The organism is Streptomyces ipomoeae 91-03, from assembly GCF_000317595.1.
GTDB lineage: Bacteria > Actinomycetota > Actinomycetes > Streptomycetales > Streptomycetaceae > Streptomyces > Streptomyces ipomoeae.
On sequence record NZ_AEJC01000181.1, the window covers coordinates 1 to 24,858 of the forward strand.

Sequence of the window (24,858 nt, forward strand, 5' to 3'; positions counted from 1 at the left end):
CCTGTCCATCGCCGACGTGCTGCGCGACGCCGGACTGCCCGAGCCGATGTCGGCCCGCCGTTCCGAACCGGCGCGGGCCTGTCCCTCCCCACCGATGCCGGACCCCCTAACCGGTGTCGAACCCCGCGCCCGCGCCGACCTCGCCCCGCCGCCGAACCCTCTTCGCCAGCACACCGCCCAGGAACCCGGTCACCAGCCCCCACGCCAGGGCCAGCCCCAGCGCGGACCACAACCGGGGGCGCAGGGACAGCTCCCCGTTCAGATCGCCGCCGAGGTCGCCGATGCCCAGGACCGACAGTCCGTAGTGCGCGGAGAGCCGGGCGACGAGGCAGATCATCAGGACGGTGAGCACGAGGGCGACCGCCATGTGCACGGCGTGCTGCCACAGCCGTACGCGGACCGGGGAGCGAGCCGCCATCACGAACGCGGCCATCAGCAGCAGAACCACGTTCACGACCACCAGCCACCACACCCTGCCGTCGTGCTCGGTCAGCGAGTCCAGGTTCAGGGTCGAGACCTCGGACCCGCGCAGCACCTCGTCCAGGACATGCGGCATCGGCAGCCCGAACGGCCCCTCCACCCGGCCGTCCCAGGTGGCGCCGAGCCCGATCGTGAAGGACAGCCACACCAGGTTCGGCAGACCCAGCAGAATCACCCCGGCCGTCTCGGCCGCGTGCCCGCGTGTGAGCGCCACCACCAGCGCGATCACCAGCCCCAGGGCGACGTACGCCAACAGCAGTACGACCATGGCGTACGCGGCCGGGCGCACCGACTCCTGGAACCGCAGCAGCCGCGCCGGAAGCGGTGCCCCGCGCGAGACCAGCAGGGCCAGCACAAGGACCCCGGCGAGCCACAGCAGCCCGAAGAGGACGGTCACGGGCACGTCGGTCTTGAAGCCCACCTCCGCCGAGACACCGAAGAAGTCGCCCACCTCGCCCAGCAGCGGGATCGCGAAGGTCTGCCGGGCCCCGAGCGAGACGCCGATGAGCGCCGCCAGCCACAGCACGGCGATCCGGGCGGCCCAGCCCGCCAGTTCGGGCGCCCCCGCGACCGCCCTGTGCCGCAGGGGTCGCAGAAACCCGGCGGCGAACGTCAACGCACCGGCGAGCGTCACCGACAGCGGGATCACCGTCAGACCGGCCCGGGTCTCGGCGATGATCCCGGCGCCGCCGGCGAGCTCGATCGTGCCGCCGACCGCCGTCACGACGGTGGCCGCGACCACCCGGGGGAACGCGTTGTCCGGGAGGTCCGCCGCGCCCGCCGCCCACAGCCCGAGCGCGGCCACCACGACCATCACGATCAGCCCGGCGAGCACGGTGCCGAGGGCCTGGAGCCAGCCGTGCCGGGTGACCGTCCGCTCGGAGGGCATCTGCTCGGGGCGCAGGCTCTGGGTACTCACTCTTGCCACGCTAAGCACGCCGGCGACACTCCGCGCGCCGGACCGGCCGCCCCGCCTCGGCTTGCGGGGTGCCTGGCACCGGAGCACACAATGAGCCTGTCGTTGAGCAAAACAGTAATAAGCGCAGCAAATGCGTGAAGTATGGAAAACGCCACAGGATCCCTACGGCGGGAGAAGACCCGTGAGCGTCGAACAGCCGCCCTCCGGCCGCCCGACCGGACCTCCCTCCGGCCCTCTTTCCGGGCCGTCGAAGCCCGGCCCGACCCCGCCCGGTCCGACACACCCGAGTGGCGAGGCGCCCCCGGAGCCGCCGAGCGGCCCCTCAGGTCCGGGCGACACCGGCGGAGGCCCGGGCGGTCCAGGCGGTCCGGGTGGTCCGGGCGGAGGCCCCGGCGACTCCGGTCAGGGACCGGGCGGCCCCGGTCCCTGGTGGCGCTCCGCCCCCCGTATCGCGCTCATCGCCACCGCGGCCGTCGTCGCCGTGGTCCTGGCCGTGGTCTTCACCCGCTCCGGCGGCTCCGGCGGCTCCGGGGATTCAGAGGGCGGAGAGGTCTTCCTCCAGGCCTCGGACAAGTTGGGCCCCGACCCGTACACGGACTCGACGGCGACGGACAGCTCCGCCCCGCCCGCGACACTGGAGGTGACACCCAGCCGCTCGGAACCGCCCCACGTCACACGCGCCGTGCGCGGTTCGGCGCCCGGCCTCTACGGCGGCACCCGTCATGTCGCCGCCTGCGACGTCGAAAAGCAGATCAAGTTCCTCCGGGCCGCTTCGGCCCGCAACAGGGCGTTCGCCTCGGTCCTCGGCGTCCGGCCCTCCGCGGTCCCGGCACGGCTGCGCTCGTTCACCCCGGTGCAGCTGCGCCTGGACACCAGGGTCACCAACCACGGCTACCGCGACGGGACCGCCACCGCCTATCAGGCCGTCCTCCAGGCGGGCACCGCCGTCCTCGTCGACGACCGAGGGGTGCCCCGGGTGCGGTGTGCCTGCGGCAACCCGCTGACGCCGCCGGTCCCGCTCAAGACCACGCCGAAGCCGAGGGGCGACTCCTGGCCGTCGTACCGGCCGCAGAACGTCGTGGTCGTGCAGCCCTCGACGGTCGTCATCAAGGTCTTCATCATCTACGACCCCGAACAGGACGACTGGTTCAGCCGCCCCGCCGGCGACACGGGCAAGCACGACAAGAAGTCCCCTCCACCTGCCAACCAGCCGTCCCCCTCGGCGACGACCTCGTTCTCCGAGCCCCCGCCCACCGATTCGCCGGAGCCGTGCCCCTCGACGGACGACGGCCGGGCCACGAGCCCATGCCCCTCGTCGTCCTCTGCGACGTCGCCCTCGTCGTCCTCGACGAGCCCGTCCTCCTCGGCTCCGGACGAACCGGACGGCCCGTCCACCGAGCCCACGTCGGAAGCGGAGTACCCCTAGAGGGCGGGCCCCGCGCGGGCCGCCACCCCCATGGCGGGACAGCGGATACCGCGCCGCTACCGCCACGTCGGTCAGTGGCCGTCGATCTCCGCCGGACGTCGAGCCGTGATCAGTTCATGCAGATAGCACTTGGTGATCCGGCCGCCGTGGCGTGTGTCGATCAGTTCCCGGATGGCGCCCAACAGCCCTTCGCGGGAAGCCGCGTCGAGCGCGCGGTGCCCGGAGTAGGTGAGGAGCACGTCGATGTACTCCTGCGTCGAGTAGGTGATCTCCCGCGTGCACCGGTACGAGCGGAGGTCGTCCCACCCGGCCAACTCGGCGGTGTCCGTGGCGATCTCGGACTCGTCCCGCAGCCGCAGACCGGGCGGCGTGGAGGGGTCCCAGTACTCGTAGGCTTCCTGCACCCGGGCGAAGAAGTCGAGGGTGCCGCCCTTGACGTGTTCCGTGGTGACGAGCGCGAAGGTGCCTCCGGGGCGCAGGGCGCGGCCCACCTTGGCGACCCGTACCGCCGGATCGATCCAGTGGAACGCGGTCGCGCACATCACCACGTCGAACGGCTCGGCGGGCAGCGGCCACTGCTCGAACTCGGCCACCTCCACCCGCGCCCGAGGGAACGGCCGCAGATTGCGCCGGGCCACCTCCGCCATCGCCGGCCCGAGCTCGACCGCCGTGATGTCACACCCGAACTCGGCCACGGGCACCGTGAGTTGACCCGTCCCGGGGCCGATCTCCAGCACACGCGAGCCGGGGCCCAGGCCCGTCCGCGCCGCCAACTCCGCCACCAACGAGTCGGGATAGCGGGGCCGGGCCTGGTCGTACAGCTCCGCCGCCTCGTTGAAAATGGCCCGCAGCATCGCCGTACCCTTCCCTCGCACTCTTCCGGACCCGGATTCCCCTGAGGGCGGAACGCCGATCCCTTCCCGTCCCGCTCAGGGCTCATAGTCTGGAGGAGTGAGCCGACAAGCGTCCAACGAAGCCCGCGTCATCCCCCTGCGCCCGGCGGCGGCCCCACCGGCCCACGCCCCCGAGCCCGGCCCACCCGCCAAGGAACCCCTCTGGCGCGACCTCGTGGGAGACGTGCTCCGGCGCGAACGCCTGGCCCAGGAACGCACGCTCAAGGACGTGGCCGACGCGGCCCGCATCTCCATGCCGTACCTCTCCGAGGTGGAACGGGGCCGCAAGGAGGCGTCGTCGGAGGTCCTGGCAGCCGCGGCCCAGGCCCTCGGCCTCCGCCTGACCGATCTGCTTTCGCTGGCCCAGGACGAACTGACCCGGCACAGGACGCGCACGCGCACCACGAGCACCGCCCCCTACAACGGGCTGTGCCTGGTGGCCGCCTGACGACCCCGCGCCCCGTAAGGGGCGCGGCCCCACCTGGTGGGCGAACCGTCAGCCGCTACCTCCTCACACTCCTGCCAACCGACGACTGACCACCTCATCGGCCAGCCCGTACGCCACCGCTTCCCCCGCGGTGAACACCTTGTCCCGATCCATGTCCGCACGCAGGTCCGCCACATCATGGTGCGTATGCCGGGCAAGGACCTCCTCGACCTGTGCCCGGATCCGAACCATCTCCTTGGCGTGGAGCGCGAGGTCCGACACCGTCCCCCGGCTGCCCCCACTGGCCGGCTGCCCCAGCAGCACCCGCGCGTGCTCCAGCACGAACCGCCGCCCGGGATCCCCGCCGGCGAGCAGCACCGCCGCCGTGGACGCGGCCTGCCCCACACAGACCGTCGAGATCGGCGCCCGCACGAACGTCATCGTGTCGTAGATCGCCATCAGTGAAGTGAACGATCCCCCGGGCGAGTTGATGTAGATCGCGATCTCGCTCTCCGGCGCCGACGACTCCAGATGCAGCAGCTGCGCGATGACGACGTTCGCCACTCCGTCGTCGATCTCCGTGCCGAGGAAGATGATCCGCTCGGACAGCAGCCGGCTGAAGACGTCGTACGACCGCTCGCCCTGCGGGGTCCGCTCGACCACGTTCGGAATGGTGTAGGTGCCCATCACTGCAGTCCCATCCGTCGACGCGAAGAGGTCGGCCGTACGTCGTCGAGCGACTCGATGACCCGGTCGACCATCCCGTACTCCTTGGCCTGTTCGGCCGTGAACCAGCGGTCGCGGTCGCCGTCCCGGGCGATGGTCTCCGGGGTCTGGCCGGTGTGCTCCGCGGTGATCCGCTCGATCGCCTTCTTGATGAACTCCAGGTTCTCCGCCTGGATCTCGATGTCGGCGGTGGTCCCGCCGATGCCCGCCGACGGCTGGTGCATCATGATCCGCGCGTTGGGCAGCGCGAACCGCTTGCCGTGCGAGCCCACGCTCAGCAGGAACTGGCCCATGCTCGCCGCGAAGCCCATGGCCAGCGTCGACACGTCGTTCGGGATCAGCCGCATCGTGTCGTAGATGGCGAGGCCCGCCGTCACGGAACCGCCCGGGCTGTTGATGTAGAGGCTGATGTCGGTACGCGGGTCCTCCGCCGACAGCAGCAGCAACTGGGCGCAGACCCGGTTCGCGGAGACCTCGTCGACCTGCGTGCCGAGAAAGACGATCCGCTGCGCGAGAAGCTGCGCGGCGAGATGGTCGTCGAAGCGGGACGGCGGGGTGTCGCCCTCCTCGGCGCGCGGGGCGAGCGGTGAAGCCCAGCCGGTGATCGGTGGAGTCATGCGTTCCTCCCTGTGGGTGACGCGACCGCGGTGGCCGCTGCCCCCACTCTCCCCACCGGCAGCCCCTGACCTGGCCTTTCTCTGCCCGCAGCAGATTCGCCGACAGCAGAGCACCGGCCGCCCCAACTCCGCCCCATCTCCGCGGAGCGCCGCCGGCCTCCCCGCTCGTCGCGACTCATGCCCGCGCCACCGATGAGTTTCCGCATCAGGATCGGTCGATACGGATGACGGCACACCCCATCCGATACGGATGCGGCACACCCCGCCGGAGGAGGCGCTCATGTCCAGCGACGGTTTCACCACCTGCCTGTGGTTCGACGGCCAGGCCGAGGAGGCAGCCGCTTTTTATGTCTCGGTCTTCAAGAACACCCGGCTCGGCCGGGTCACCCGCTACAACGAGGCCGGGCCCGGGCCGACCGGCTCCGTGCTCACCGTGGAGTTCGTGGCCAACGGGCAGCGGTTCATCGCCCTGAACGGCGGCCCGGAGTTCAAGTTCAACGAGGCGATCTCGTTCCAGATCATCTGCGAGGACCAGGACGAGATCGACTACTACTGGAACAGGCTCATCGAGGGCGGCGGCGAGGAGGGCCCCTGCGGCTGGCTCAAGGACAGGTTCGGCGTGTCCTGGCAGGTCACGCCCGCCGAGCTCATGGAGATGATGAACGACCCGGACCCGGAGAAGGCCACCCGAGCGACCAAGGAGATGCTCTCGATGGGCAAGTTCGACATCGCCGCCCTGCAGAAGGCGTACGCGGGCGAATAGCGCAGCCGACGCACACCGCGCGCACGCCCCGCACACAGGGATTTCGGCAGTTCTTTACCCCGGCCGGGTAGCGATGCCCCACGGGGCCGGTGAGGCTTTCCTGTGCACCACCTGTACCCGGAGGAACAGTGAACGTCTCCCTCACCGCCTGGCTGCTCACCATCGCGGCCCTGTGCGTGCTCGTCTCCGTCGACTTCTTCATCGGGCGCAAACCCCACGACGTGTCGATCAGGGAAGCCGGCATCTGGTCCGCCGTCTGGATCGCCCTGGCGATCGCGTTCGGGCTGGGCGTACTGGCGGTCGGCGGGGGCAAGCCCGCGGGAGAGTTCTTCGCGGGCTTCATCACCGAGAAGTCCCTGAGCGTCGACAACCTCTTCGTCTTCGTACTGATCATGGCGAAGTTCGCCGTGCCCTCGCAGTACCAGCAGCGCGTCCTGATGGTCGGCGTCCTCATGGCCCTGGTGCTCCGCGCGATCTTCATCGCGGCCGGCGCGGCGATCATCTCCAGCTTCTCCTGGGTCTTCTACATCTTCGGCGCGTTCCTGATCTACACCGCCTGGAAGCTGATCCAGGAGGCCAGGGCGGACGAGTCGGAGGAGGAGTGGGAGGAGAACAAGCTCCTCAAGGCCGCCGAGAAGCGTTTCGGCGTGGCCGACCGCTACCACGGCACCAAGCTGTGGATCGAACAGAACGGCAAGCGCGTCATGACGCCGATGCTGGTCGTGATGCTCGCGATCGGCTCCACCGACGTGCTGTTCGCCCTCGACTCGATCCCCGCGATCTACGGCCTCACCCAGGACCCGTACATCGTGTTCACGGCCAACGCCTTCGCCCTGATGGGCCTGCGCCAGCTGTACTTCCTCATCGGCGGCCTGCTGAAGAAGCTCGTCCACCTCTCCTACGGCCTGTCGATCATCCTCGGCTTCATCGGCGTCAAGCTGGTGCTGCACGCCCTGCACGAGTCCGGCGTCCACGTACCGGAGATCTCCATCCCCTTCTCGCTCGGCTTCATCGTCCTCGTCCTCGCCGTGACGACCGCGACCAGCCTGTGGGCCTCCAAGAAGCAGCAGCAGGAGGAGCAGACGGCGGGCACGGCGGAGGCCGAGCGCACCTCGCAGCAGATCTAGCCGCCCCGGTCACCTTGCCGCAGCCGGTCTAGGCACTCGCGTCGGCGATCGCCCGTGTGATCTCCCGGGCGATCCGTGTGATGCCGGGGGAGAGCACCGGGCACGGCTTCGGTTTCGACGTCGTCGGGGCCAGACAGAAGTGCAGATAGTCCTCGTCGAGATGGAGGGCCGTACGCCCCTGGCCGGGCTGCGTGCAGTAGCCGTCGTGCTCGCGCTCGTACGCGGTGCACGGCAGGTACTGCGTCCACGCGTAGCGGTCCGAGGCCGGGCTCACGGCCTTGCCCGCGTCGGCCACCATGTCACCGGAGGCCTCGGCCTGCTTCTCGTAGAGGGCGTTGACGCGGCGCACGCGGTCCGGGGTGATCGGGTCCGGCCCCTGCAGCACCCACACGATCGTCGGCCGGTGCGTGCCACCCGCGTTCGCGATCTGCTCGGTGAGCTGCGACGCGGCGGCCGAGTACCGCTCGAAGTACCGCGCGCGGGCCTTGTCGTACGTGATCCCGTCCATGCATGGCGTGTAGTCCCACGCGTTGCCCCAGAACTGCAGCACGACATAGTCGGGACGCAGCCGCCGCACCAGCGCCGCCGCCTTGTCCTGCGGCGGCACGAGCGACCGGTCGGCGGTGCCCTCCAGGTAGTCGCACAGGGTGGTGCCCGAGTACGGGGCGCTGGTGTACCGGGCGTCGAGGTCGTCCTCGAGGAGCTTGCCGAGGACCTTCTGGTTCTCCATGGCCAGCGAGTCCCCGAGGTAGAGCACCTTGGGCGCGGTCTTCGCCGGGCGGTCACTAGGGGAGGCGGTGGCGGCCCGCTGCCGCGTGGTCGGTGAGCTGTCCGGTGCCGAGGCCTCCGGTGGCGCCTCGGCGGGAGGGGCCTGAGGATCCCCGCACGCGCCGAGCAGCAGCCCGGCCAGCAGTGCCCCCACCACTCCCACGATCCACGGCTTGCGCATACGACGACTCCCGCCCCGGCCATCGAAACGGCTCCCCAGGCAAGCACAGCCGGGGGCAAGGGGGAAGACCCGCGTCGGCCACGAGGGCGCCCGGACCGGCCGGGCGCCCCTCACCGGGTCACCTCACGGGGTCATGCCACCGGAGCACGCGGCACCCGGCTCCGGTGTCTGCTCGCCCTGCACGTACTTGTCGAGGAACTTCTGCACCCGGGGGTCGGAGGCCTTGTCCACCTTCAACTGGTGCTCCCAGGCGCTCAGCACGATCGGCGAGTCCTGGTCCTCGTACGGGCTCATGAAGGTGTACGTCGTGTTGGTGACCTTCTCGGTCAGCGCCTCCACGTCCGCCTTGGCCGCCTTGTCGTTGTACGTGATCCAGACGGCGCCGTGCTCCAGCCCGTGCACGGCGTTCTCGTTCGGCACGGCCTTGGTGTACACCTGCTTGTCGCAGTTGACCCACACCTGGTTGTGGTCGCCGCCGACCGGCGGGCTCATCTTGTAGTCGACGGTCCCGCTGACATGGTTCTGGGTGAGCTTCGACCAGCTCTTCACACCGTCGATCGGCGCGGCCTTCGCCTCGTCCTTCGCGTTCGCCGCGTCGATCAGGTACCAGCCGCCGCCGACCAGACCGAGGAGGATCGCGGTGGTGGCGCCGATGGTGATCAGCCGCATCCGCCGCTCTCGGGCCTGCTCGGCCTTGCGTATCTCCTCGACGCGGGCGCGCCGCGCCGCCTCCCTGGCCTTGGGGCTGTTGTTCCTGCCCTTGGCGTTGTTGGTGCCCTTCGGGCCGCTGTTCTTGGCCTTCGCCTTCGATGAAGCCATGAGGATGTCCTTCTCCCCGCCGCGCCCCGCACGGGCATGGCGGTCCTGCGAGTCGTCTTCGGTCTGTCACACGGGGCGGGCGGCCGGCCTAGACCCGGAGCAACTGCAGTTCATGGAGATCGGGAGGACGGTCCCGACCGGGTTCCCCGGACCGGACCGGCGCCATGAGCGCCGGAGCCGCCGCCGGTTGCCCGGGCGCGGCGGTGTGGTCCGCACCGGGCAGCGGCACATGTCCCAGGACCGCGCGCGGGTCGGGGGAGTGGCAGTCATGGCCACCGGAGTCGTGCTCGCAGGGGTCGGGCTCCGCACGATGGGCCCGCACGGCGACCGGCCGCTTGGCCACCGAAGCCGACACCACCGCCGAAGCCGAAGCCGACGCCGCCGCGGAAGCCGTCGGCGCCGCCGACACCGCATGCGGACTCCGCACCGGCGCCTCACCGACGGGAGGGCCCGCGCAGAACAGCACGAGGGCCGAGATGGTCAGCGCCAGCGCGAGTACCAGGTGTGCGGACCGGCCGAGGGCGCACGGCAGCGCCGTACGTCGGAACGGTCGGCCGGACATGGAGGCACCTCACGAGTCGAGGCGAACGGGAGTGCGATCGAGCGCTGAAATTATCAGAAGACACACAGCCGTGGCCCCACACCGCGCGCATCCACCCCTCGGCCCCGACCAGGTGACGCGTCCGACACCCCCGGCCCGCCCCAGTCGACCGCCCCGGCCCGCGCCGACCGGTCGCCCCGGCCCGCGTCGCCCGGCCGACGTCAGTGCCGCACAGGCAGGTCGTTGACCAGCACGGCCGCGCCGTCGAAGCGGCCCGCCTTGAGGTCCCGCAGCGCTTCCGGCGCCCCCGACAGCGGATAGGTGTGCGTGGTGGCGTGTACGCCGTGCCGGGCGGCGAGGGCCAGGAACTCCCGGCCGTCCTCGCGGGTGTTGGAGGTGACGCTGCGGAGCTCCTTCTCGTAGAACAGCTCGGCCTCGTAGCGCAGGGGCGGTGTGTCGGTGAGATGGATGCCGGCGACCGCCAGCACACCGCCCCGGTCGAGGGCCCGCAGCGCCACCGGGACGAGATCGCCGGCCGGCGCGAACAGGATCGCGCTGTCCAACGGCTCCGGCGGCGGCTCGTGCGCCCCGCGCACCGAGGCGCACCCCAGCTCCAGGGCGAGCCGCCGTGCCGCCGCGCCCCGTGTCATGACGTGCACCCGAGCACCGAGTGCCAGCGCGAGCTGGGCGCACAGATGGGCGCTGCCGCCGAAGCCGTACAGCCCGAGCCGCCCGCCCGGCGGCAGCGAGGCCCGCTTCAGCGCCCGGTAGCCGATGATGCCCGCGCACAGCAGCGGAGCGAGCGTCACTTCGTCGACGCCGCCCGGCAGCGGATAGGCGAAGGCGGCGGGCACGGTCGTGTACTCGGCGTAGCCGCCGTGCGCGTCCCAGCCCGTGTACGTCGAGGCCGGGCACAGGTTCTCGGACCCGCGCACGCAGTACCCGCATGTGCCGTCGGTGTGCCGTAGCCAGGCGATCCCCACCCGGTCGCCCACCGTGTGCCCCCGTGCGTCCGCACCCGTCGCCACCACCTCGCCGACGACCTCGTGCCCGGGCGTCACACCCGCCCGGCGCACGGGCAGATCGCCCTCGCTGACGTGCAGATCGGTCCGGCACACCCCGCAGGCGCGCACATGGACCAGCAGTTCATCGGCCCGCGGCACCGGGACCGGCCGCTCCACGAACCGCAGGGGTCCGTCCTCGATCGGCCCCGGCCGGACCACCTCCCACGCCCGCATCATCCGATCCCCGTCCCCTCGCCCCCGACGACCGCAACGCCCCGCACACACCAGTTTCCTGCGATCCGTCCAGTTCGGCGCGCGACCGGGCCCACTCCTGGCTAGCGTGAGACCGGGGGCAACCACCCGCCGAACCGAGGAGAGTGCCAGCCATGGCCGCACACCCCGAGGGAACGCCCTGTTGGGCCGACGCCATGTTCAGCGACATCGAGGGGGCGAAGAGCTTCTACGGCGACGTACTGGGCTGGACGTTCGGCGAGGCGTCCTCCGCGTACGGCAACTACACACAGGCGTACGCGGGCGGCAAGGCGGTGGCCGCCGTCGTGCCGCCGATGCCCGGGCAGGAGGGCCAGTCCGCCTGGTGCCTGTATCTCGCTTCCCCCGATGTGAACGCCACCGCGACGAGAATCCGTGACAACGGCGGCGAACTGCTGATGGAACCGATGCAGGTCGGCGACTTCGGCTCCATGCTGCTGGCCCGTGACCCGAGCGGCGTCGTCTTCGGCGTCTGGCAGTCCGGCACCCACAAGGGCTTCGAGGCCGAGGGCACCCCCGGCGCGTACGCCTGGGCCGAGATCTTCACCCGTGAGCCCGAGAAGTCCGACGCGTTCTTCCCGAAGGTCTTCCCGTACCGGTCCAAGCAGATGGACGACCCCGACAACCCCGACATGGACTTCCGGGTCTTCGACATCGGGGAGAACCACGTCCTCGGCCGTATGAAGATGACGGAGGAGTTCCCGCCCGAGGTGCCGTCGTACATCAACGTCTACTTCACCGTCGCGGACTGTGACGACGCGGTCGCCAAGGCCACGAAGCCGGGCGGCGTCCTGCGCTTCGGCCCGATGGACACCCCCTTCGGCCGCTTCGCCGCACTCAGCGACCCGCAGGGCGCGTCGTTCTCTGTCATCGACGTCACCACCACCCAGGGCGAGATGCCCAAGCTGACCGACGTCGGCTGAACCGAACTCCTGGTGTACGGGGCCCGTGGACGCTCCCGCACCCCGGCTCGTGGCATGATCGAGTCCATGTCGGAACGTGTTGTGGCCGCCTGTGACGGAGCCGCCAAGGGAAACCCCGGACCAGCCGGCTGGGCCTGGGTGGTCGCCGAGAGCGATGAGATCCCCTCCCGCTGGGAGGCCGGCCCGCTGGGCAGGGCCACCAACAACATCGCCGAACTCACCGCGCTGGAGCGGCTGTTGGCCGCCACCGACCCGGACGTCCCGATCGAGATCCGGATGGACTCCCAGTACGCGATGAAGGCCGTCACCACCTGGCTGCCCGGCTGGAAGCGCAACGGCTGGCGCACGGCCGCAGGCAAGCCGGTCGCCAACCAGGAGCTCGTCGTACGCATCGACGAGTTGCTCGCGGGCCGCTCGGTGGAGTTCCGCTACGTCCCCGCCCACCAGGTCGACGGCGACCGCCTCAATGACTTCGCCGACCGCGCCGCGAGCCAGGCGGCCACCGTCCAGGAACCCGCGGGCAGCGACCTCGGCTCCCCGGAACCACCGGCCACACCCGATGTCCCGGCCCGCCGCGGCGCGCCGAAGAAGTCCGCGAGGTCGGGCAGGTCGGGTTCGGCATCGTCCTCCTCGCGCACGATCAAGGCGAAGTTCCCCGGCCGCTGCGTCTGCGGGCGGTCCTACGCGGCGGGCGAGCCCATCGCCAAGAACGACCAGGGCTGGGGTCACCCCGAGTGCCGTACGGCGGCGGCCGGAACGGCCTGACCCTCCGCTTCCGGGAAGGCCCCGACCGACGGCCGGGGCACGTCGCGCCCGGGTGGCGGCTGTGCCACCGGCGATCTTCCGATGCGGCCGTGAATCCGGTGGCCGTGGTCACGCTCCGGCGCGCCGGCCGAGCTCGGCGCCATGAACAAAGCGACACGGACTGAAAGCACCCTCACGCTGCTACTCTTCGTGTCCAATTGATCGCTTTGCGCAACAAAACGGGAGTGTGCGTGAAGATCGCGTGCGTCGGCGGCGGACCCGCAAGCCTCTACTTCTCGATCCTGATGAAGCGTCAGGACCCGTCCCACGACATCACCGTCCACGAACGGAACCCGGCCGGATCCACCTACGGCTGGGGCGTGACCTACTGGGCCGAACTGCTGGACAAGCTCCGCGCGAGCGACCCCGAGACGGCCCTCGCCATCAGTGAGAACTCCGTCAGCTGGAACGCCGGCGTGGCCCACGTCCGCGACCGCTCGACCGTCCAGCCCGGCGACGAGGGCTTCGGCATCGGTCGGCGCCGCCTGCTCGAACTGCTCGGCGAACGGGCCCGGTCCCTCGGCGTACACCTGGAGTACGAGCACGAGATCACGGCCGACGACCTGCCGGACGCCGATCTGGTCGTCGCGGGCGACGGCGTCAACAGCGTGGTGCGCGGACGATTCGCCGAACGGTTCGGCAGCGACATCGTCCTCGGCCGCAATTCCTACATCTGGCTCGGCACCACCAAGGTCTTCGACGCCTTCACCTTCTCCTTCCAGGAGACCGACCACGGCTGGATCTGGGCCTACGCCTACAAGTTCAGCGACGAGCAGAGCACCTGCGTCATCGAGTGCGCCCCCGAGACCCTGAGAGGCCTGGCTCTGGACCGCATGAGCGAGGCGGACGGACTGGCCCTGCTGGAGAAGCTCTTCGCCGACATCCTGGACGGCCACCCCCTGATCGGCCGGGACCAGGGCGACGGCACCGCCCAGTGGCTGCACTTCCGCACCCTGACCAACCGCACCTGGCGCCACGGCAACGTCGTCCTGCTCGGCGACGCCGCCCACACCACCCACTACTCCATCGGCGCCGGCACCACCCTCGCCCTGGAGGACGCCCTCTGCCTCGCCGAAGCCCTCGGCACCCACCCGCAGCGGGAGGCCGCGCTCGCCGCGTACGAACGGCGCCGCAGGTCCGAACTCCTGCGCCTGCAGAGCGCGGCCCGCTACAGCGCCCAGTGGTACGAGAACCTCCAGCGCTACATCCACCTCCCCCCTGAGCAGATGTTCGCCCTCCTCGGCCAACGGCACTCCCCGCTGCTGCCGTACGTACCGCCCCAGCTCTACTACCGTCTCGACCGTGCCGCCGGCCGACTGGAGGCCCTGCGCCGCCTCAAGCGCTGGCTGGGCCCGAAGCTGGCGCGGACGTCGCAGTCGCGGGTGCTCGCCGGCCGGAAGTAGCCGACGCCCCGGCTGCCGGTCAGTTCACGCCCTCCGGCCGGAACCGGATGCTGATGCGCGGCCCCATCGCCCGGGTCGACTTGGGTATCGCGTGGTCCCATGTGCGCCGGCAGGAGCCGCCCATCACGATCAGATCGCCGTGCCCGAGCGGGAACCGCGGGGTCTCCCCGCCGCCGTGCGGGCGCGGGGCCAGGTCGCGGGGGTCGCCCACGGGCAGGATGGCCACCATCGTGTCCTCCCGGGCGCCCCGCCCGATCCGGTCGCCGTGCCGGGCCACGCTGTCCCGGCCGTCGCGGTGGCAGCACAGCCCGGCCGTGGCGAACGGCTCGCCCAGCTCGTCGGCGTAGTGATCGCTGAGCGCGTCCCGGGCCTCGTCCAGGAGCGGGTGCGGCAGGGTCTCGCCGGCCCGGTAGTACGCGAGCAGCCGGGGTACGTCCACGACCTGTTCGTACATCTGCCGCCGCTCCGCCCGCCAGGGCACCTTCTCGGCGAGCCTGGTGAACAGCGCGTCGGCCCCGCCGAGCCGGCCGGGCAGCAGATCGCCCCACGCCCCGGCGCCGAGCTCACATCATTCGAAAAGGTGTTCGCCTGGCGGGGTCGTCGTATCCTGCTCACCCGCGAACGCCCCGCCCTCCGGCCCCGGCTCCTCCCTCACCCCGCCCTCAGTGCTGCTGGGCCTTCTGTGGCGTCAGCTCGCTCGGCCGTACGACGACGAACCCCTCGCCCTCCAGCTTCAGCTGGACCGCCTCTCCGGAGCCACCGCGGATCATCGAGCCGAAGGACTGCGAGCGATGCAGCGAGGTGTGCAGATTGGCCGTCCAGCCGACGACCGCGTCCGTGTCGACGTACACGGGCAGCTGCGGCGAGACCGGGATGACCAGTGGATTGCCGTCGCAGACCAGCCCCAGCCTGCCCTGCCCGGTGAACACGCTGTTGAACAGGCCGCCACCGGTCATGCCGGCGCCCTTCACGGTCTTGATGTCGTACGACAGCGTGGCGTCGAAGCACAGCACGTTGCGGCCGTTGACGGTGAACACGTCGCCGGGCTCGATGTCGACGATGAAGCAGTTCTGCGCCTCGTGCGCGAACCAGGCCTCGCCCTGCCCGCGCACCGCCATCAGCGGCAGCCCCTCCCCGGTCATCGCGCGCTTGAGCATGCCACCCACGCCCTGGCCCTTGCGCTCGAACTGAAGGTTCCCCCGGAAGGCGATCATCGCGCCCTGTCGGGCCAACATCTCACCGTTTACGGCGTACTTGATGGACTTGGCGTTCTGGACGCTCATCCCCGGCGCGTGTGCCGGCTGCACCATGTTCTCGTTCGAGAAAAGATCGCTCTTCATGAGGGAATGCTGTCCCGGATCACCCGATTCCGCCAAGGGGAATGCCTGACAGTCGCCGGAGTGGAGTGGTAAAAGCGGGCATGACCAAGTTCGACTGCTTCCGTTCCAACTCCCGTTCGGCCCTCCCCCGATGACCGCCGGCATCGACACCCCGGACCGCCGGGGCCGCACCGGACTCGACCGCACCGGCCGTGACCTCACCGGCAATCCACGGGTCAAGGTGCGCGACGTGAAACTGCTGTCCAGCCACTGGTACGTGGAGCGCACCACCACCTTCGACTTCCAGCGCGCCGACGGCTCCTGGAGCACCCAGGAGCGCGAGACCCATGACCGGGGCAACGGCGCGACCGTCCTCCTCTACGACACCGAACGCGAAACCGTGCTGCTCACCAGGCAGTTCCGCTACCCGGTGTACGTCAACGGCCACCCCGACGGAATGCTCGTCGAGACCCCGGGCGGACTCCTCGACGAGGAGGACGAGCACCCGGAGGTCGCCGTGCGGCGCGAGGTGATCGAGGAGACCGGCCACACCATCGGCGAGATCCAGCACGTCTTCGACATCTATATGAGCCCCGGCTCGGTCACCGAGCGCGTCAGCTTCTACGCCGCCCCGTACGGCCCGTCGACCCGCACCCACGAGGGCGGCGGCCTCGACGAGGAGGGCGAGGACATCGAGATCGTCGAACTGCCCTTCCGCCGGGCCCTGGAGATGATCCGCAGCGGGGAGATCGCCGATGCGAAGACCATCATGCTGCTCCAATGGGCGGCGCTGGAGGGCCCGTTCAGCGCCGGAAGCAAGGCGTAGGGCCGGCCCTGCGGGCTGGGTCCGGTGTGCCGGCGGGGCCGTCCCGTACGCGATGGGGACGGCCCCTCAGCGGTGGAGCGCCTCGGCGGCCTCGGCGGCGACCGCCTCCGCCACGGCCGTGAGCGCGGGAGAGTCCAGCTTCCACTGCTGCCAGTACAGCGTGACGTCCATGTTCCGCTCCGGAGCCAGCGCGACGAGGCGGCCGTCGTCGAGCAGCGGCGTGGCCTGCGCCTCGGGGAGCATGCCCCAGCCCATCCCGGCGGCCACGGCATCGAGGAAGCCCTCCGAGGTCGGCACGTAATGCCGGACGGAACTCGCCCGCCCGCCCTGCTTCAGCTTCCGTACGAACCCGTCCTGGAAGTCGTCGTGCCGGTCGAAGAAGACGACCGGCGCGTCGGCGATCACTTCCTTGAGCGGCGCCCCGGACCCGACGCCGCCGAACCACCGCTCGGCGAAGGCCGGGCTCGCGGCGGGGACGTACCGCATCCGGCCCAGCGCGCGCACCGAGCAGCCGGCCACCGCGTCCGGCGACGAGGTGACCGCCGCCATCACCAGCCCCTCGCGCAGCAGCCGCGCCGTGCGGGCCTCGTCCTCCCGGCGCAGCTCATAGCAGGGTCGTACCTCCTCGGGCACGCGGACGAGGGCGGGCAGGAACCAGGTGGCGAGCGAGTCGGCGTTCACCGCGATGGACACGCGTGTCGTCTCACGGGAGCCGGTCATGCCGAGCGCGGTGTGGGCGTCGTGTTCGAGCCGGGCCAGCTGACGGGCGAACCGGACGATCACCTCACCGGACTCGGTCGGCCGCACCGGCTTCGTACGGATCAGCAGCACCCGGCCGACGCGCTGTTCCAGCGCCTTGACCCGCTGACTGACCGCCGACGGGGTCACATGCAGGGCACCGGCCGCCGCGTCGAACGTGCCCTCGTCCACCACGGCGAGCAGGGTCCGCACCAGATCGAGCGGAAGCTGGGACATCACAATCGCTAATGATACTTAAGAATCTTTAGCTGTACTCCCGCCATCGGCTCTCCTAGCGTCATTGTCGTGTTCAACGAAATGACCGCCCTTGCCGCCGGATTCGGCACCGGCCTCTCCCTGATCGTCGCCATCGGCGCCCAGAACGCCTTCGTCCTCCGCCAGGGCATCCACAGGGACGCCGTGCTCCCGGTCGTCGCCGTCTGCGCCCTCTCCGACGTCGTCCTGATCGCGCTCGGCGTCGGCGGGGTCGGCGCCCTGGTCGTCGCCTGGCCCGAGGCCCTGACCGCGGTCGCCCTCGCCGGTGGCGGCTTTCTGCTCGTCTACGGCGCCCTCGCCGCACGCCGCGCCCTGCGGCCGGGCGGCGACGCGCTGCGGGCGGAGACCGGAACGGCCGGCTCACGGCGCCGGGCCGTCCTCACCTGCCTGGCGCTGACCTGGCTCAACCCGCACGTCTACCTGGACACCGTGTTCCTGCTCGGCTCCATCGCCGCCGACCAGGGGCCGCTGCGCTGGACCTTCGGCCTCGGTGCCGCCACCGCGAGCCTGTGCTGGTTCGCCGGCCTCGGCTTCGGTGCCCGGCTGCTCAGCCGGTTCCTGTCCCGCCCGCGGGCCTGGCGCGTCCTGGACGGCCTGGTCGCGGTGACGATGCTCGGGATCGGGGGCATGCTGATCGCCGGAGCCTGAGCCGACAGGGCGCGAACAGGCGGTATGCGGGTGGACAGCATGTGAGACGGCGGCGAAATCGCCTGTCCCGGCGGCCGTGGCCTCCGCGATAGTGGTCTTCACAGCGAAAGATGTATCGAGCACAGGACGCGCGTGGACACCACCAAGAGCAGCACCGGCGACAACACCGCCCCGGAGGACGACACATCCGCCCCCGGGCCGACACCCCGTCGCGGCTGGCGCCGCTGGGCGATGGACACCCGCCCCCTGCGCCGCCCGGCCTACCGGCGGCTGTGGTCGTCGACGATCGTCACAGCGGTCGGCAGCCAGCTGACCGCCGTCGCCGTGCCCAAGCAGATCTACGACATCACCGGCTCCTCGGCGTGGGTCGGCTACGCCAGCCTCGCCGGTCTGGTGCCCATGGTGGTGTTCGCGCTGTGGGGCGGCGCGGTCGCCGACAGCGTGGACCGCCGCACCCTGCTCCTGATCACCAACGCCGGTATCGCCGTCACCTCGGTGCTGTTCTGGGTCCAGGCCGTCACCGGACTCGAATCCGTCTGGGCGCTGATGGTGCTGCTCGCCCTCCAGCAGGCCTTCTTCGGCCTCAACTCACCCGCCCGCAACGCCTCCGTCGCCCGCCTCGTCCCCGCCGACGAACTCGCCGCGGCCGGCGCTCTCGGCTCGACAGTGATGCAACTCGGCCTGGTGGCAGGGCCCTTGCTCGCCGGCGCCCTCATCCCGGTCATCGGCCTGGCCGAGCTGTACCTGATCGACGCGCTGGCCCTCTGTATCACCCTCTGGGCGGTCTACCGGCTCCCCGCCCTGCCGCCCCTGGACACCGCCGGGACCCGGCGCGCCGGCTGGCGGGAGGTCGCCGAGGGCTTCCGGTACATCGCCCTGCACAAGGTGCTCCTGCTGTCCTTCCTCGCCGACATCATCGCGATGGTCCTCGGCATGCCCCGCGCCCTCTTCCCCCAACTCGCCGACACGACCTACGCCCCCTACGGCGAAGGCCTCGCCCTGGGCCTGCTGTTCGCGGCGATCCCCATCGGCGCCGTCGTCGGCGGCCTGACGTCGGGCACCTTCTCCCGCTCCAACCGGCACGGCCTCATGGTCATCGCCGCCGTCATGGCCTGGGGCGCGGCCATCACCGGCTTCGGGTTGAGCACCAGCCTGTGGCTCGCCGTGGTGTTCCTCGCCGCCGCCGGGGTCGCCGACATGGTCTCCATGGTCTTCCGCGGGGCCATCCTGCTGTCCGCCGCCACCGACGAGATGCGCGGCCGGATGCAGGGCGTGTTCACCGTGGTCGTCGCCGGCGGCCCCCGTCTGGCCGACGTCCTGCACGGCACCGCCGGCGCTGCCTTCGGCGCCCGTACGGCCGTCGTCGGCGGTGGGCTGCTCGTCATCGCCGCCATGCTGCTGCTGGCGACGGCGACACCGGCACTGCGCCGCTACCGGATCTGACCGGTCGACACACACGATCTTTCGTACGCTGCTTGTCGGCTCGCACCACAGGCAGTTCGCCCCCCCCACAGGCAGGAGGAGCAGCGATGCAGTACGTGAAGCTCGGCCCGACGGGTCTGGACGTGTCCCGGATCTGTGTGGGATGCATGAGTTTCGGGCTCCCCGACCGCGGCACGCACGAGTGGACCCTGGACGAGGAGGCGTCACGCCCGTTGATCCGTCAGGCGCTGGACGCCGGGATCAACTTCTTCGACACGGCGAACGTCTACTCCGACGGCACCAGCGAGGAGATCGTGGGCCGCGTGCTCACACAGTACGCGCGGCGCGAAGAGATCGTCATCGCCACCAAGGTCAACGGCGCCATGCACCAGGGCCCCAACGGCCGGGGCCTGTCCCGCAAGGCCGTCATGACGGAGATCGACAACAGCCTCAGCCGCCTCGGCACCGACTACGTGGACCTCTACCAGATCCACCGCTTCGACCCGGACACCCCGGTCGAGGAGACCATGGAGGCCCTGCACGACGTCGTCAAAGCGGGCAAGGCCCGCTACATCGGGGCGAGCTCGATGTACGCCTGGCAGTTCGCCAAGATGCAGTACACCGCCCGGCTGAACGGCTGGACGCGCTTCGTGTCCATGCAGAACCACTACAACCTCCTCTACCGCGAGGAGGAGCGCGAGATGCTCCCGCTGTGCGCGGACCAGGGCGTCGCCACCCTGCCCTGGAGCCCGCTCGCCCGGGGCCGCCTCACCCGTGACTGGGGCACCGTCACCGAACGCAGCGCGACCGACAACTTCGGCCGCACCCTCTACCAGGAGGGTGACCGCGAGATCGTCGACGCCGTCACCCGCATCGCCGGCGAACGCGGCGTCCCCCGCGCCCGGATCGCCCTCGCCTGGCTGCTGAGCCGCCCCACCGTCGCCGCGCCCATCGTCGGCGCCACCAAGCCCCACCACCTCGACGACGCCGTGGCCGCTCTCGACATCACCCTCACGGAGAAGGAGACCGAAGAGCTGGAGCAGGCCTACACACCGCGCGCGATCAGCGGCCACTGAGACCCGGCGCCGACGGGAGAGACGGGCGGCCGTACGGCAGGGGGGCCCGCTTCGTGCCCCCGGCCGCGCCGGTCCCGCCCCCGTGCGCCGGGGGCGTCCGTCACGGCCGGGCGTACTCCAGGCGCACGGTGGTGGCGAGCCGGGCGAGCGCTTCCTCCGAGCCCTCCCGGTCGGTCTTGTCCAGGAGGGCGAGCGCGTCCGCCGCGGCCAGTCGCACACGCTGCGGGACTTCGTCGAGGGCGGCCATCCGATAGGCGATGGTGCGGCGGGCCTCACGCTCCTCCGGGGTGACACCGCTGGGCCCGGTACGGGGGAACACGGCGGCCTCGTACGCGGTCACATGGATCAGCACACCGTGGGCGATGCCCTCGGCGTACCCCCGCTGCCCGGCCTGCCGTTGCGCCATGGCGAAGTGCGCCATCGCCCGCCGCCGCACGATCAGCGAACCCACCATGCCGACGAGCCCCGCGCACACGGCCGCGCCCAGGGCGATGAGGCCACCGCCGAGCAGGGCGCCGATGAGGGCGCCGCCGGCCATCAGCAGGCAGGTCAGCCCGGTGGTGAGCATCAGCAGAGCGCGTGCGGGAGTGAAGGACGCCATGGCGTGCAGTGTCTCAGTTTCTGCTGTGTGCCTGAGCGGTCGATGCCGTCCGGCGTCCGGTCCCTCAGGGCCAAAGGCGGTGCGGGGCCTACGGTTGCGGATTCTCCATGCGGGACAGCCAGGTGGTCAGCAGCGCTTCGAGTGACTCGGCCTCGGAGGGCGACAGCAGATCCAGCAGACGGCGCTCGTTGCGCATGTGATCGGTGAACGCCTGGTCGATCAGCTCGCGTCCGGGCCGGGTGAGGGCGACGATCCGGCCGCGCTGGTCGTCGGCCGCGCGGCGGCGGGTGACCAGACCGGCCCGCTCCAGCCGGTCGATCCGCTTCGTCATCGCCCCGGTGGTGACCATGGTGTGCGCGGCCAGCTCACCGGGTGCCCGTTCGAAGGGCTCACCGGCGCGACGCAGGGCGCACAGCACGTCGAACTCGCCCTCGCCGAGCCCGTAGCGGCCGTACACGAGACACAGTTCCTCGGTGAGCCGGTCGGCCAGCCGGTGCAGCCGCCCGATCACTCCCTGCGGGCCGACGTCGAGGTCCGGACGTTCCCGACGCCAGTCCTCCCGGATGCGGGCCACACGGTCCAGCGGTTCACGTTCCTCCATGCCCACCATGGTAGCTTCCCAGGAAGCTATATTGCCTTCCATGGAAGCCAATATGCGATGGGTGGCCCTGACCGCGGTCGCGCCGGTGGCCTGGGGGGCCAACTACTACGTCACCCACGAGTACCTGCCGGCCGACCACCCGCTGTACGGGGCGGCCCTGCGGGCGCTGCCCGCGGGCCTCGTCCTGCTCGCCCTGAGCCGGCGTACGCCCCGCGGCGCGTGGTGGTGGCGGTCCGCCGTGCTCGGGCTGCTCAACGTGAGCGTGTTCTTCGTCCTCGTCTACGCCGCCTCGCAGCTGTTCCGACGAGCGTCGCCTCGACGGTCATGGCCGCGTCCCCGCTGACGATGATGCTGATCGCCTGGTCCATGGTGTCCGAGCGCCCCGGCCTCGCCCACCTGGCCGGCGCCGTGGTCGGGCTCGCCGGTGTCTGTCTCATGCTGCTCACGGGCGAGGGGGCGGTGAGTGTGCCCGGAGCCCTCGCCTCGGCCGGGGCCATGCTGGTGTCGTCCTTCGGCCACATCCTGACCAAACGCTGGAACGCCGGAGCCGACGTCCTCGCCTCGACCGCCTGGCAACTCACCGTCGGAGGCCTGCTCCTGCTGCCGCTCGCCGCGGTCGTGGAGGGCGCGCCGCCCGCGCTCGACACACCGGCGCTCCTCGCCTTCGCCCATGTCTCCCTGATCGCCACCGCGTTGGCCTTCGCCGTCTGGTTCGCCGGGCTGCGCCACCTGCCCGCGGCCACCGTGGGCCTGATCGGACTCCTCAACCCCGTCACGGGCGTGCTGCTGGGCACACTGCTCGCCGCAGAGGCCCTGACAGGCCGTCAATTGTGCGGCCTGGCACTCGTCCTGACCGGAGTGCTCCTCGGCCGCCCCGGCCGGCACAGGGTTGGCCGAACACCCCGCCTCCCCGACTCGTCCATCAACTACCCACCGTCCGGCCAAGATCGGACCACTGCATAGGGTGTGGCTGTGACGGCCGACGTGACCGGTGCGGCCGTCGGCCACCAGAACTGCCCGAGGGGGAGACCGCCGTCCGATGAACCAGATCCTGTTTGCGGGGGCCATAGGCCTGTTCCTGACCCTCGTCGGCACACCGCTGCTGATCAAGCTGCTGGCCCGCAAGGGCTACGGGCAGTTCATCCGTGACGACGGCCCCCGCGGCCACCTCGGCAAGCGCGGCACCCCCACCATGGGCGGCATCGCCTTCATCCTGGCCACCCTCGTCGCGTACGCCGCGACCAAGGTCATCACCGGCGAGAGCCCGACCTACCCCGGTGTGCTGGTGCTGTTCCTGATGGCGGGCATGGGCGTCGTCGGATTCCTCGACGACTACATCAAGATCGTCAAGCGGCGTTCACTGGGCCTGCGGGCCGGGGCGAAGATGGCCGGCCAACTGATCGTCGGCATCGTGTTCGCCCTGTTGGCCATCCGCTTCGCGGACGAACGGGGCCAGACACCGGCCTCGCTGAAACTGTCGTTCGTCACCGACTTCGGCTGGACCATCGGACCCGTCCTGTTCGTCGTCTGGGCCCTGTTCATGATCTTGGCCATGTCGAACGGCGTGAACCTCACCGACGGTCTGGACGGCCTGGCGACCGGCGCGTCGGTCATGGTCTTCGGCGGCTACACCTTCATCGGCCTGTGGCAGTTCCAGAACTCGTGCGCCAACGCCATGGAGCTCACCGACCCCGCCTCCTGCATCGAGGTACGCGACCCGCTCGACCTCGCCGTCGTCGCCGCCGCGCTGATGGGCGCCTGCTTCGGGTTCCTCTGGTGGAACACCTCACCCGCCAAGATCTTCATGGGTGACACCGGCTCGCTCGCCCTCGGCGGCGCCCTGGCGGGCCTCGCCATCTGCTCCCGCACCGAACTGCTGGTCGCCGTACTGGGCGGCCTCTTCGTCCTGATCACCCTGTCCGTGATCATCCAGGTCGGCTCGTTCCGCCTGACCGGCCGCCGTGTCTTCCGGATGGCCCCACTCCAGCACCACTTCGAACTCAAGGGTTGGTCCGAAGTCCTCGTGGTGGTCCGCTTCTGGACCATCCAGGGCATCTGCGTGATCGTCGGCGTCGGCATCTTCTACACGGGCTGGGCCGCGGGCTGAGGTGCCGGGGCGGGGCGAGGGCTGAGCGACCGGGGCGCGGCGCGGGCCGGGCGACCGGAGCGGGCGTGGGCTGAGTACCTACAGCCCTCCACTCGCCCCCAATCCGCACCGCACCGCCCGCAGATGCTCCACCAGTGGGCCGAGCCCCACGTCGCGGCGGCGTTCGTCGACCGTCTCGGGGTGGCGGATCGGGTACGGGAAGAGCGTGCCGGGGTTGATGCGGGTGCCGTAGAACTGCGGCTGGCCCAGTTCGACGGCGCAGTGGTCGGCGATGTAGGCGTGGTGCACGGCGGGGCAGCGGCCGTCGGCCACCGCCTCGGCGATCAGATCGCGGCAGGTGAGCTGGAAGCCGAGGTCGGGGGAGTGCAGCAGGAGCACCAGGGCCGCCGTCGAGGCGGGCTCGCCGACCAGCTCGGCGGTGGGCCAGCCATGGCGGGTGACGATCGCTCGCAGGGCGTCCCCGTTGCCGGCCCGGCACTCGGCGATACGGCTCCGGGCCTCGGCGGTGGGGGCCGACCGTGCCTCCTGGGCGAGCCGTCGCTCATCCTCTGACCTGCGCGTCAACTCGGCGGCGAGGACCTGTTTCCCGGGCACCGGACTGCCGGACGGTGGGTGTTCCATGGCTGGGGCATCTCTCATGTCGGCTCCCGGACGGCCAGCGAGAACCACACCTTCTTGCCCACGGCGCCGGGATCGGGCGGATCCGTGCCCCAGTCGTCGGCCAGCGCGGCCACGATGGACAGCCCCCGCCCCGACTCGGCGGCCCCGTCCACCGCGCGGGGCCGGGGCAGCGCGGGGGAGGGGTCGGCGAGCGTCACCCGCAGTTCGCGCTCGGAGCATTCGAGGAGGAGGGAGACGGTGTCGGCGGGGTCGGTGCTCGCATGGCGCACCGCGTTGGTGAACAACTCGTCCGTGGCCAGCACGGCGTCGTCGACGAGCGCGGGAAGCCCCCAGAGCGTGAGGTGCGCCGCCACCATGCGCCGCACCCGGGCGGCGCAGGAGGGGTGCGCGGGTACCGCCATCTGGAAGAGGCGGGACCTCTTGAGTGAGATCAAGACAGCACCACCGTGCTCACGGCTCGGGCACTGACTGCCGTCATCGAGTTCCTCCTGGGTGTGGGGGGCCGGGCGGACCGGGGTGGCGGGCCGCCGGT

The 24,858-nt window shown here is 71.0% G+C and carries 26 protein-coding genes and 2 pseudogenes; 13 read left to right on the forward strand and 15 right to left on the reverse strand.

Going from position 1 to position 24,858, the window contains the following annotated elements:
* Positions 1-106: 106 nt before the first annotated feature.
* Entirely contained in the window at positions 107-1,369 is a 1,263-nt protein-coding gene (locus STRIP9103_RS11840; RefSeq protein WP_009308715.1) for a streptophobe family protein, read from the reverse strand.
* Between the two features lie 211 nt (positions 1,370-1,580).
* On the opposite strand from STRIP9103_RS11840, the gene STRIP9103_RS11845 reads away from it, so the two are divergent.
* Positions 1,581-2,825, forward strand: coding sequence for a DUF6777 domain-containing protein (locus STRIP9103_RS11845; protein ID WP_009308700.1), 1,245 nt, complete (start codon positions 1,581-1,583; stop codon positions 2,823-2,825).
* A 71-nt stretch (positions 2,826-2,896) separates the two neighbouring features.
* On the opposite strand, the gene STRIP9103_RS11850 is transcribed toward STRIP9103_RS11845, so the two are convergent.
* Positions 2,897-3,679 carry a class I SAM-dependent methyltransferase gene (locus STRIP9103_RS11850; RefSeq protein ID WP_009308703.1) on the reverse strand — a complete coding sequence of 261 codons (783 nt, stop codon included), beginning with the start codon at positions 3,677-3,679 and terminating at the stop codon, positions 2,897-2,899.
* A 97-nt stretch (positions 3,680-3,776) separates the two neighbouring features.
* Between STRIP9103_RS11850 and STRIP9103_RS11855 the strand changes: the two genes are divergently transcribed.
* Positions 3,777-4,166 carry a helix-turn-helix domain-containing protein gene (locus STRIP9103_RS11855; protein ID WP_009308708.1) on the forward strand — a complete coding sequence of 130 codons (390 nt, stop codon included), beginning with the start codon at positions 3,777-3,779 and terminating at the stop codon, positions 4,164-4,166.
* 63 nt (positions 4,167-4,229) lie between these two features.
* Here the strand turns inward: STRIP9103_RS11855 and STRIP9103_RS11860 are convergent, their stop codons facing one another.
* Both STRIP9103_RS11860 and STRIP9103_RS11865 read right to left on the reverse strand, forming a co-directional pair.
* Positions 4,230-4,832, reverse strand: a complete 603-nt coding sequence (locus STRIP9103_RS11860) for a ClpP family protease (RefSeq protein ID WP_048820124.1) — start codon at positions 4,830-4,832, stop codon at positions 4,230-4,232.
* On the reverse strand, positions 4,832-5,488 hold the full coding sequence (locus STRIP9103_RS11865) for an ATP-dependent Clp protease proteolytic subunit (protein ID WP_009308705.1): 657 nt from the start codon (positions 5,486-5,488) through the stop codon (positions 4,832-4,834). Before STRIP9103_RS11865 ends, STRIP9103_RS11860 begins: the two co-directional genes overlap by 1 nt.
* 280 nt (positions 5,489-5,768) lie before the next feature.
* On the opposite strand from STRIP9103_RS11865, the gene STRIP9103_RS11870 reads away from it, so the two are divergent.
* Together STRIP9103_RS11870 and STRIP9103_RS11875 are read left to right on the forward strand one after the other, a co-directional pair.
* A complete protein-coding gene (locus STRIP9103_RS11870; RefSeq protein ID WP_009308717.1) occupies positions 5,769-6,251 on the forward strand; it encodes a VOC family protein in 483 nt (160 codons plus the stop codon).
* Positions 6,252-6,379: 128 nt separating this feature from the next.
* Positions 6,380-7,378, forward strand: a complete 999-nt coding sequence (locus STRIP9103_RS11875; protein ID WP_009308691.1) for a TerC family protein — start codon at positions 6,380-6,382, stop codon at positions 7,376-7,378.
* A gap of 28 nt (positions 7,379-7,406) precedes the next feature.
* On the opposite strand, the gene STRIP9103_RS11880 is transcribed toward STRIP9103_RS11875, so the two are convergent.
* The 4 genes from STRIP9103_RS11880 to STRIP9103_RS11895 form a co-directional block, all read right to left on the reverse strand.
* Entirely contained in the window at positions 7,407-8,327 is a 921-nt protein-coding gene (locus STRIP9103_RS11880) for a putative lipoprotein (RefSeq protein ID WP_009308713.1), read from the reverse strand.
* A 123-nt stretch (positions 8,328-8,450) separates the two neighbouring features.
* Positions 8,451-9,146 (reverse strand): DUF3105 domain-containing protein, encoded by a 696-nt coding sequence (locus STRIP9103_RS11885; protein WP_009308718.1) that lies wholly within the window; start codon positions 9,144-9,146, stop codon positions 8,451-8,453.
* An 88-nt stretch (positions 9,147-9,234) separates the two neighbouring features.
* Positions 9,235-9,708 (reverse strand): hypothetical protein, encoded by a 474-nt coding sequence (locus tag STRIP9103_RS11890; RefSeq protein ID WP_009308692.1) that lies wholly within the window; start codon positions 9,706-9,708, stop codon positions 9,235-9,237.
* Positions 9,709-9,908: 200 nt separating this feature from the next.
* A complete protein-coding gene (locus tag STRIP9103_RS11895; RefSeq protein WP_048820129.1) occupies positions 9,909-10,925 on the reverse strand; it encodes a zinc-binding alcohol dehydrogenase family protein in 1,017 nt (338 codons plus the stop codon).
* Positions 10,926-11,077: 152 nt separating this feature from the next.
* Between STRIP9103_RS11895 and STRIP9103_RS11900 the strand changes: the two genes are divergently transcribed.
* The 3 genes from STRIP9103_RS11900 to STRIP9103_RS11910 all read left to right on the forward strand — a co-directional run bounded on the left by STRIP9103_RS11900 (position 11,078) and on the right by STRIP9103_RS11910 (position 14,091).
* Positions 11,078-11,884: a VOC family protein gene (locus STRIP9103_RS11900; RefSeq protein WP_009308698.1), complete on the forward strand. Its 807-nt coding sequence runs from the start codon at positions 11,078-11,080 to the stop codon at positions 11,882-11,884.
* 54 nt (positions 11,885-11,938) lie between these two features.
* On the forward strand, positions 11,939-12,649 hold the full coding sequence (locus tag STRIP9103_RS11905) for a ribonuclease H family protein (RefSeq protein ID WP_009308694.1): 711 nt from the start codon (positions 11,939-11,941) through the stop codon (positions 12,647-12,649).
* Positions 12,650-12,879: 230 nt separating this feature from the next.
* The gene (locus STRIP9103_RS11910; protein ID WP_009308697.1) at positions 12,880-14,091 is read left to right on the forward strand and encodes an FAD-dependent monooxygenase; all 1,212 of its coding nucleotides are present in this window, start codon (positions 12,880-12,882) and stop codon (positions 14,089-14,091) included.
* Between the two features lie 19 nt (positions 14,092-14,110).
* On the opposite strand, the pseudogene STRIP9103_RS11915 reads toward STRIP9103_RS11910, so the two are convergent.
* Together STRIP9103_RS11915 and STRIP9103_RS11920 are read right to left on the reverse strand one after the other, a co-directional pair.
* Positions 14,111-14,653, reverse strand: a pseudogene (locus STRIP9103_RS11915) (alpha-ketoglutarate-dependent dioxygenase AlkB); the annotation flags it as partial.
* Positions 14,654-14,753: 100 nt separating this feature from the next.
* On the reverse strand, positions 14,754-15,431 hold the full coding sequence (locus tag STRIP9103_RS11920) for an AIM24 family protein (protein WP_009308695.1): 678 nt from the start codon (positions 15,429-15,431) through the stop codon (positions 14,754-14,756).
* A 130-nt stretch (positions 15,432-15,561) separates the two neighbouring features.
* Here STRIP9103_RS11920 and STRIP9103_RS11925 point away from each other — a divergent pair, with 130 nt between their 5' ends.
* Complete coding sequence (locus STRIP9103_RS11925; RefSeq protein WP_009308711.1) at positions 15,562-16,236, forward strand: NUDIX domain-containing protein; 675 nt, start codon at positions 15,562-15,564, stop codon at positions 16,234-16,236.
* Positions 16,237-16,302: 66 nt separating this feature from the next.
* On the opposite strand, the gene STRIP9103_RS11930 is transcribed toward STRIP9103_RS11925, so the two are convergent.
* Positions 16,303-17,211, reverse strand: coding sequence for a LysR family transcriptional regulator ArgP (locus tag STRIP9103_RS11930; RefSeq protein ID WP_181800238.1), 909 nt, complete (start codon positions 17,209-17,211; stop codon positions 16,303-16,305).
* 81 nt (positions 17,212-17,292) lie between these two features.
* Here STRIP9103_RS11930 and STRIP9103_RS11935 point away from each other — a divergent pair, with 81 nt between their 5' ends.
* From STRIP9103_RS11935 to STRIP9103_RS11945, 3 genes are all read left to right on the forward strand, one after another.
* Complete coding sequence (locus tag STRIP9103_RS11935) at positions 17,293-17,898, forward strand: LysE/ArgO family amino acid transporter (RefSeq protein WP_048820126.1); 606 nt, start codon at positions 17,293-17,295, stop codon at positions 17,896-17,898.
* Positions 17,899-18,030: 132 nt separating this feature from the next.
* The gene (locus STRIP9103_RS11940) at positions 18,031-19,341 is read left to right on the forward strand and encodes an MFS transporter (protein WP_009308688.1); all 1,311 of its coding nucleotides are present in this window, start codon (positions 18,031-18,033) and stop codon (positions 19,339-19,341) included.
* An 86-nt stretch (positions 19,342-19,427) separates the two neighbouring features.
* Positions 19,428-20,396: an aldo/keto reductase gene (locus STRIP9103_RS11945; RefSeq protein WP_009308702.1), complete on the forward strand. Its 969-nt coding sequence runs from the start codon at positions 19,428-19,430 to the stop codon at positions 20,394-20,396.
* A gap of 100 nt (positions 20,397-20,496) precedes the next feature.
* On the opposite strand, the gene STRIP9103_RS11950 is transcribed toward STRIP9103_RS11945, so the two are convergent.
* Both STRIP9103_RS11950 and STRIP9103_RS11955 read right to left on the reverse strand, forming a co-directional pair.
* Entirely contained in the window at positions 20,497-20,997 is a 501-nt protein-coding gene (locus STRIP9103_RS11950) for a hypothetical protein (RefSeq protein WP_009308714.1), read from the reverse strand.
* Positions 20,998-21,085: 88 nt separating this feature from the next.
* On the reverse strand, positions 21,086-21,598 hold the full coding sequence (locus tag STRIP9103_RS11955; RefSeq protein ID WP_009308710.1) for a MarR family winged helix-turn-helix transcriptional regulator: 513 nt from the start codon (positions 21,596-21,598) through the stop codon (positions 21,086-21,088).
* A gap of 52 nt (positions 21,599-21,650) precedes the next feature.
* Between STRIP9103_RS11955 and STRIP9103_RS11960 the strand changes: the two are divergent.
* Positions 21,651-22,561, forward strand: a pseudogene (locus STRIP9103_RS11960) (DMT family transporter).
* A gap of 76 nt (positions 22,562-22,637) precedes the next feature.
* A complete protein-coding gene (gene mraY, locus STRIP9103_RS11965) occupies positions 22,638-23,705 on the forward strand; it encodes a phospho-N-acetylmuramoyl-pentapeptide-transferase (protein WP_009308709.1) in 1,068 nt (355 codons plus the stop codon).
* Positions 23,706-23,783: 78 nt separating this feature from the next.
* On the opposite strand, the gene STRIP9103_RS11970 is transcribed toward mraY, so the two are convergent.
* Positions 23,784-24,326 carry a DUF6624 domain-containing protein gene (locus tag STRIP9103_RS11970; RefSeq protein WP_009308689.1) on the reverse strand — a complete coding sequence of 181 codons (543 nt, stop codon included), beginning with the start codon at positions 24,324-24,326 and terminating at the stop codon, positions 23,784-23,786.
* A gap of 14 nt (positions 24,327-24,340) precedes the next feature.
* Positions 24,341-24,858, reverse strand: a 518-nt coding sequence (locus tag STRIP9103_RS11975; RefSeq protein WP_009308686.1) for an ATP-binding protein, incomplete at its 5' end; no start/stop codon positions are given.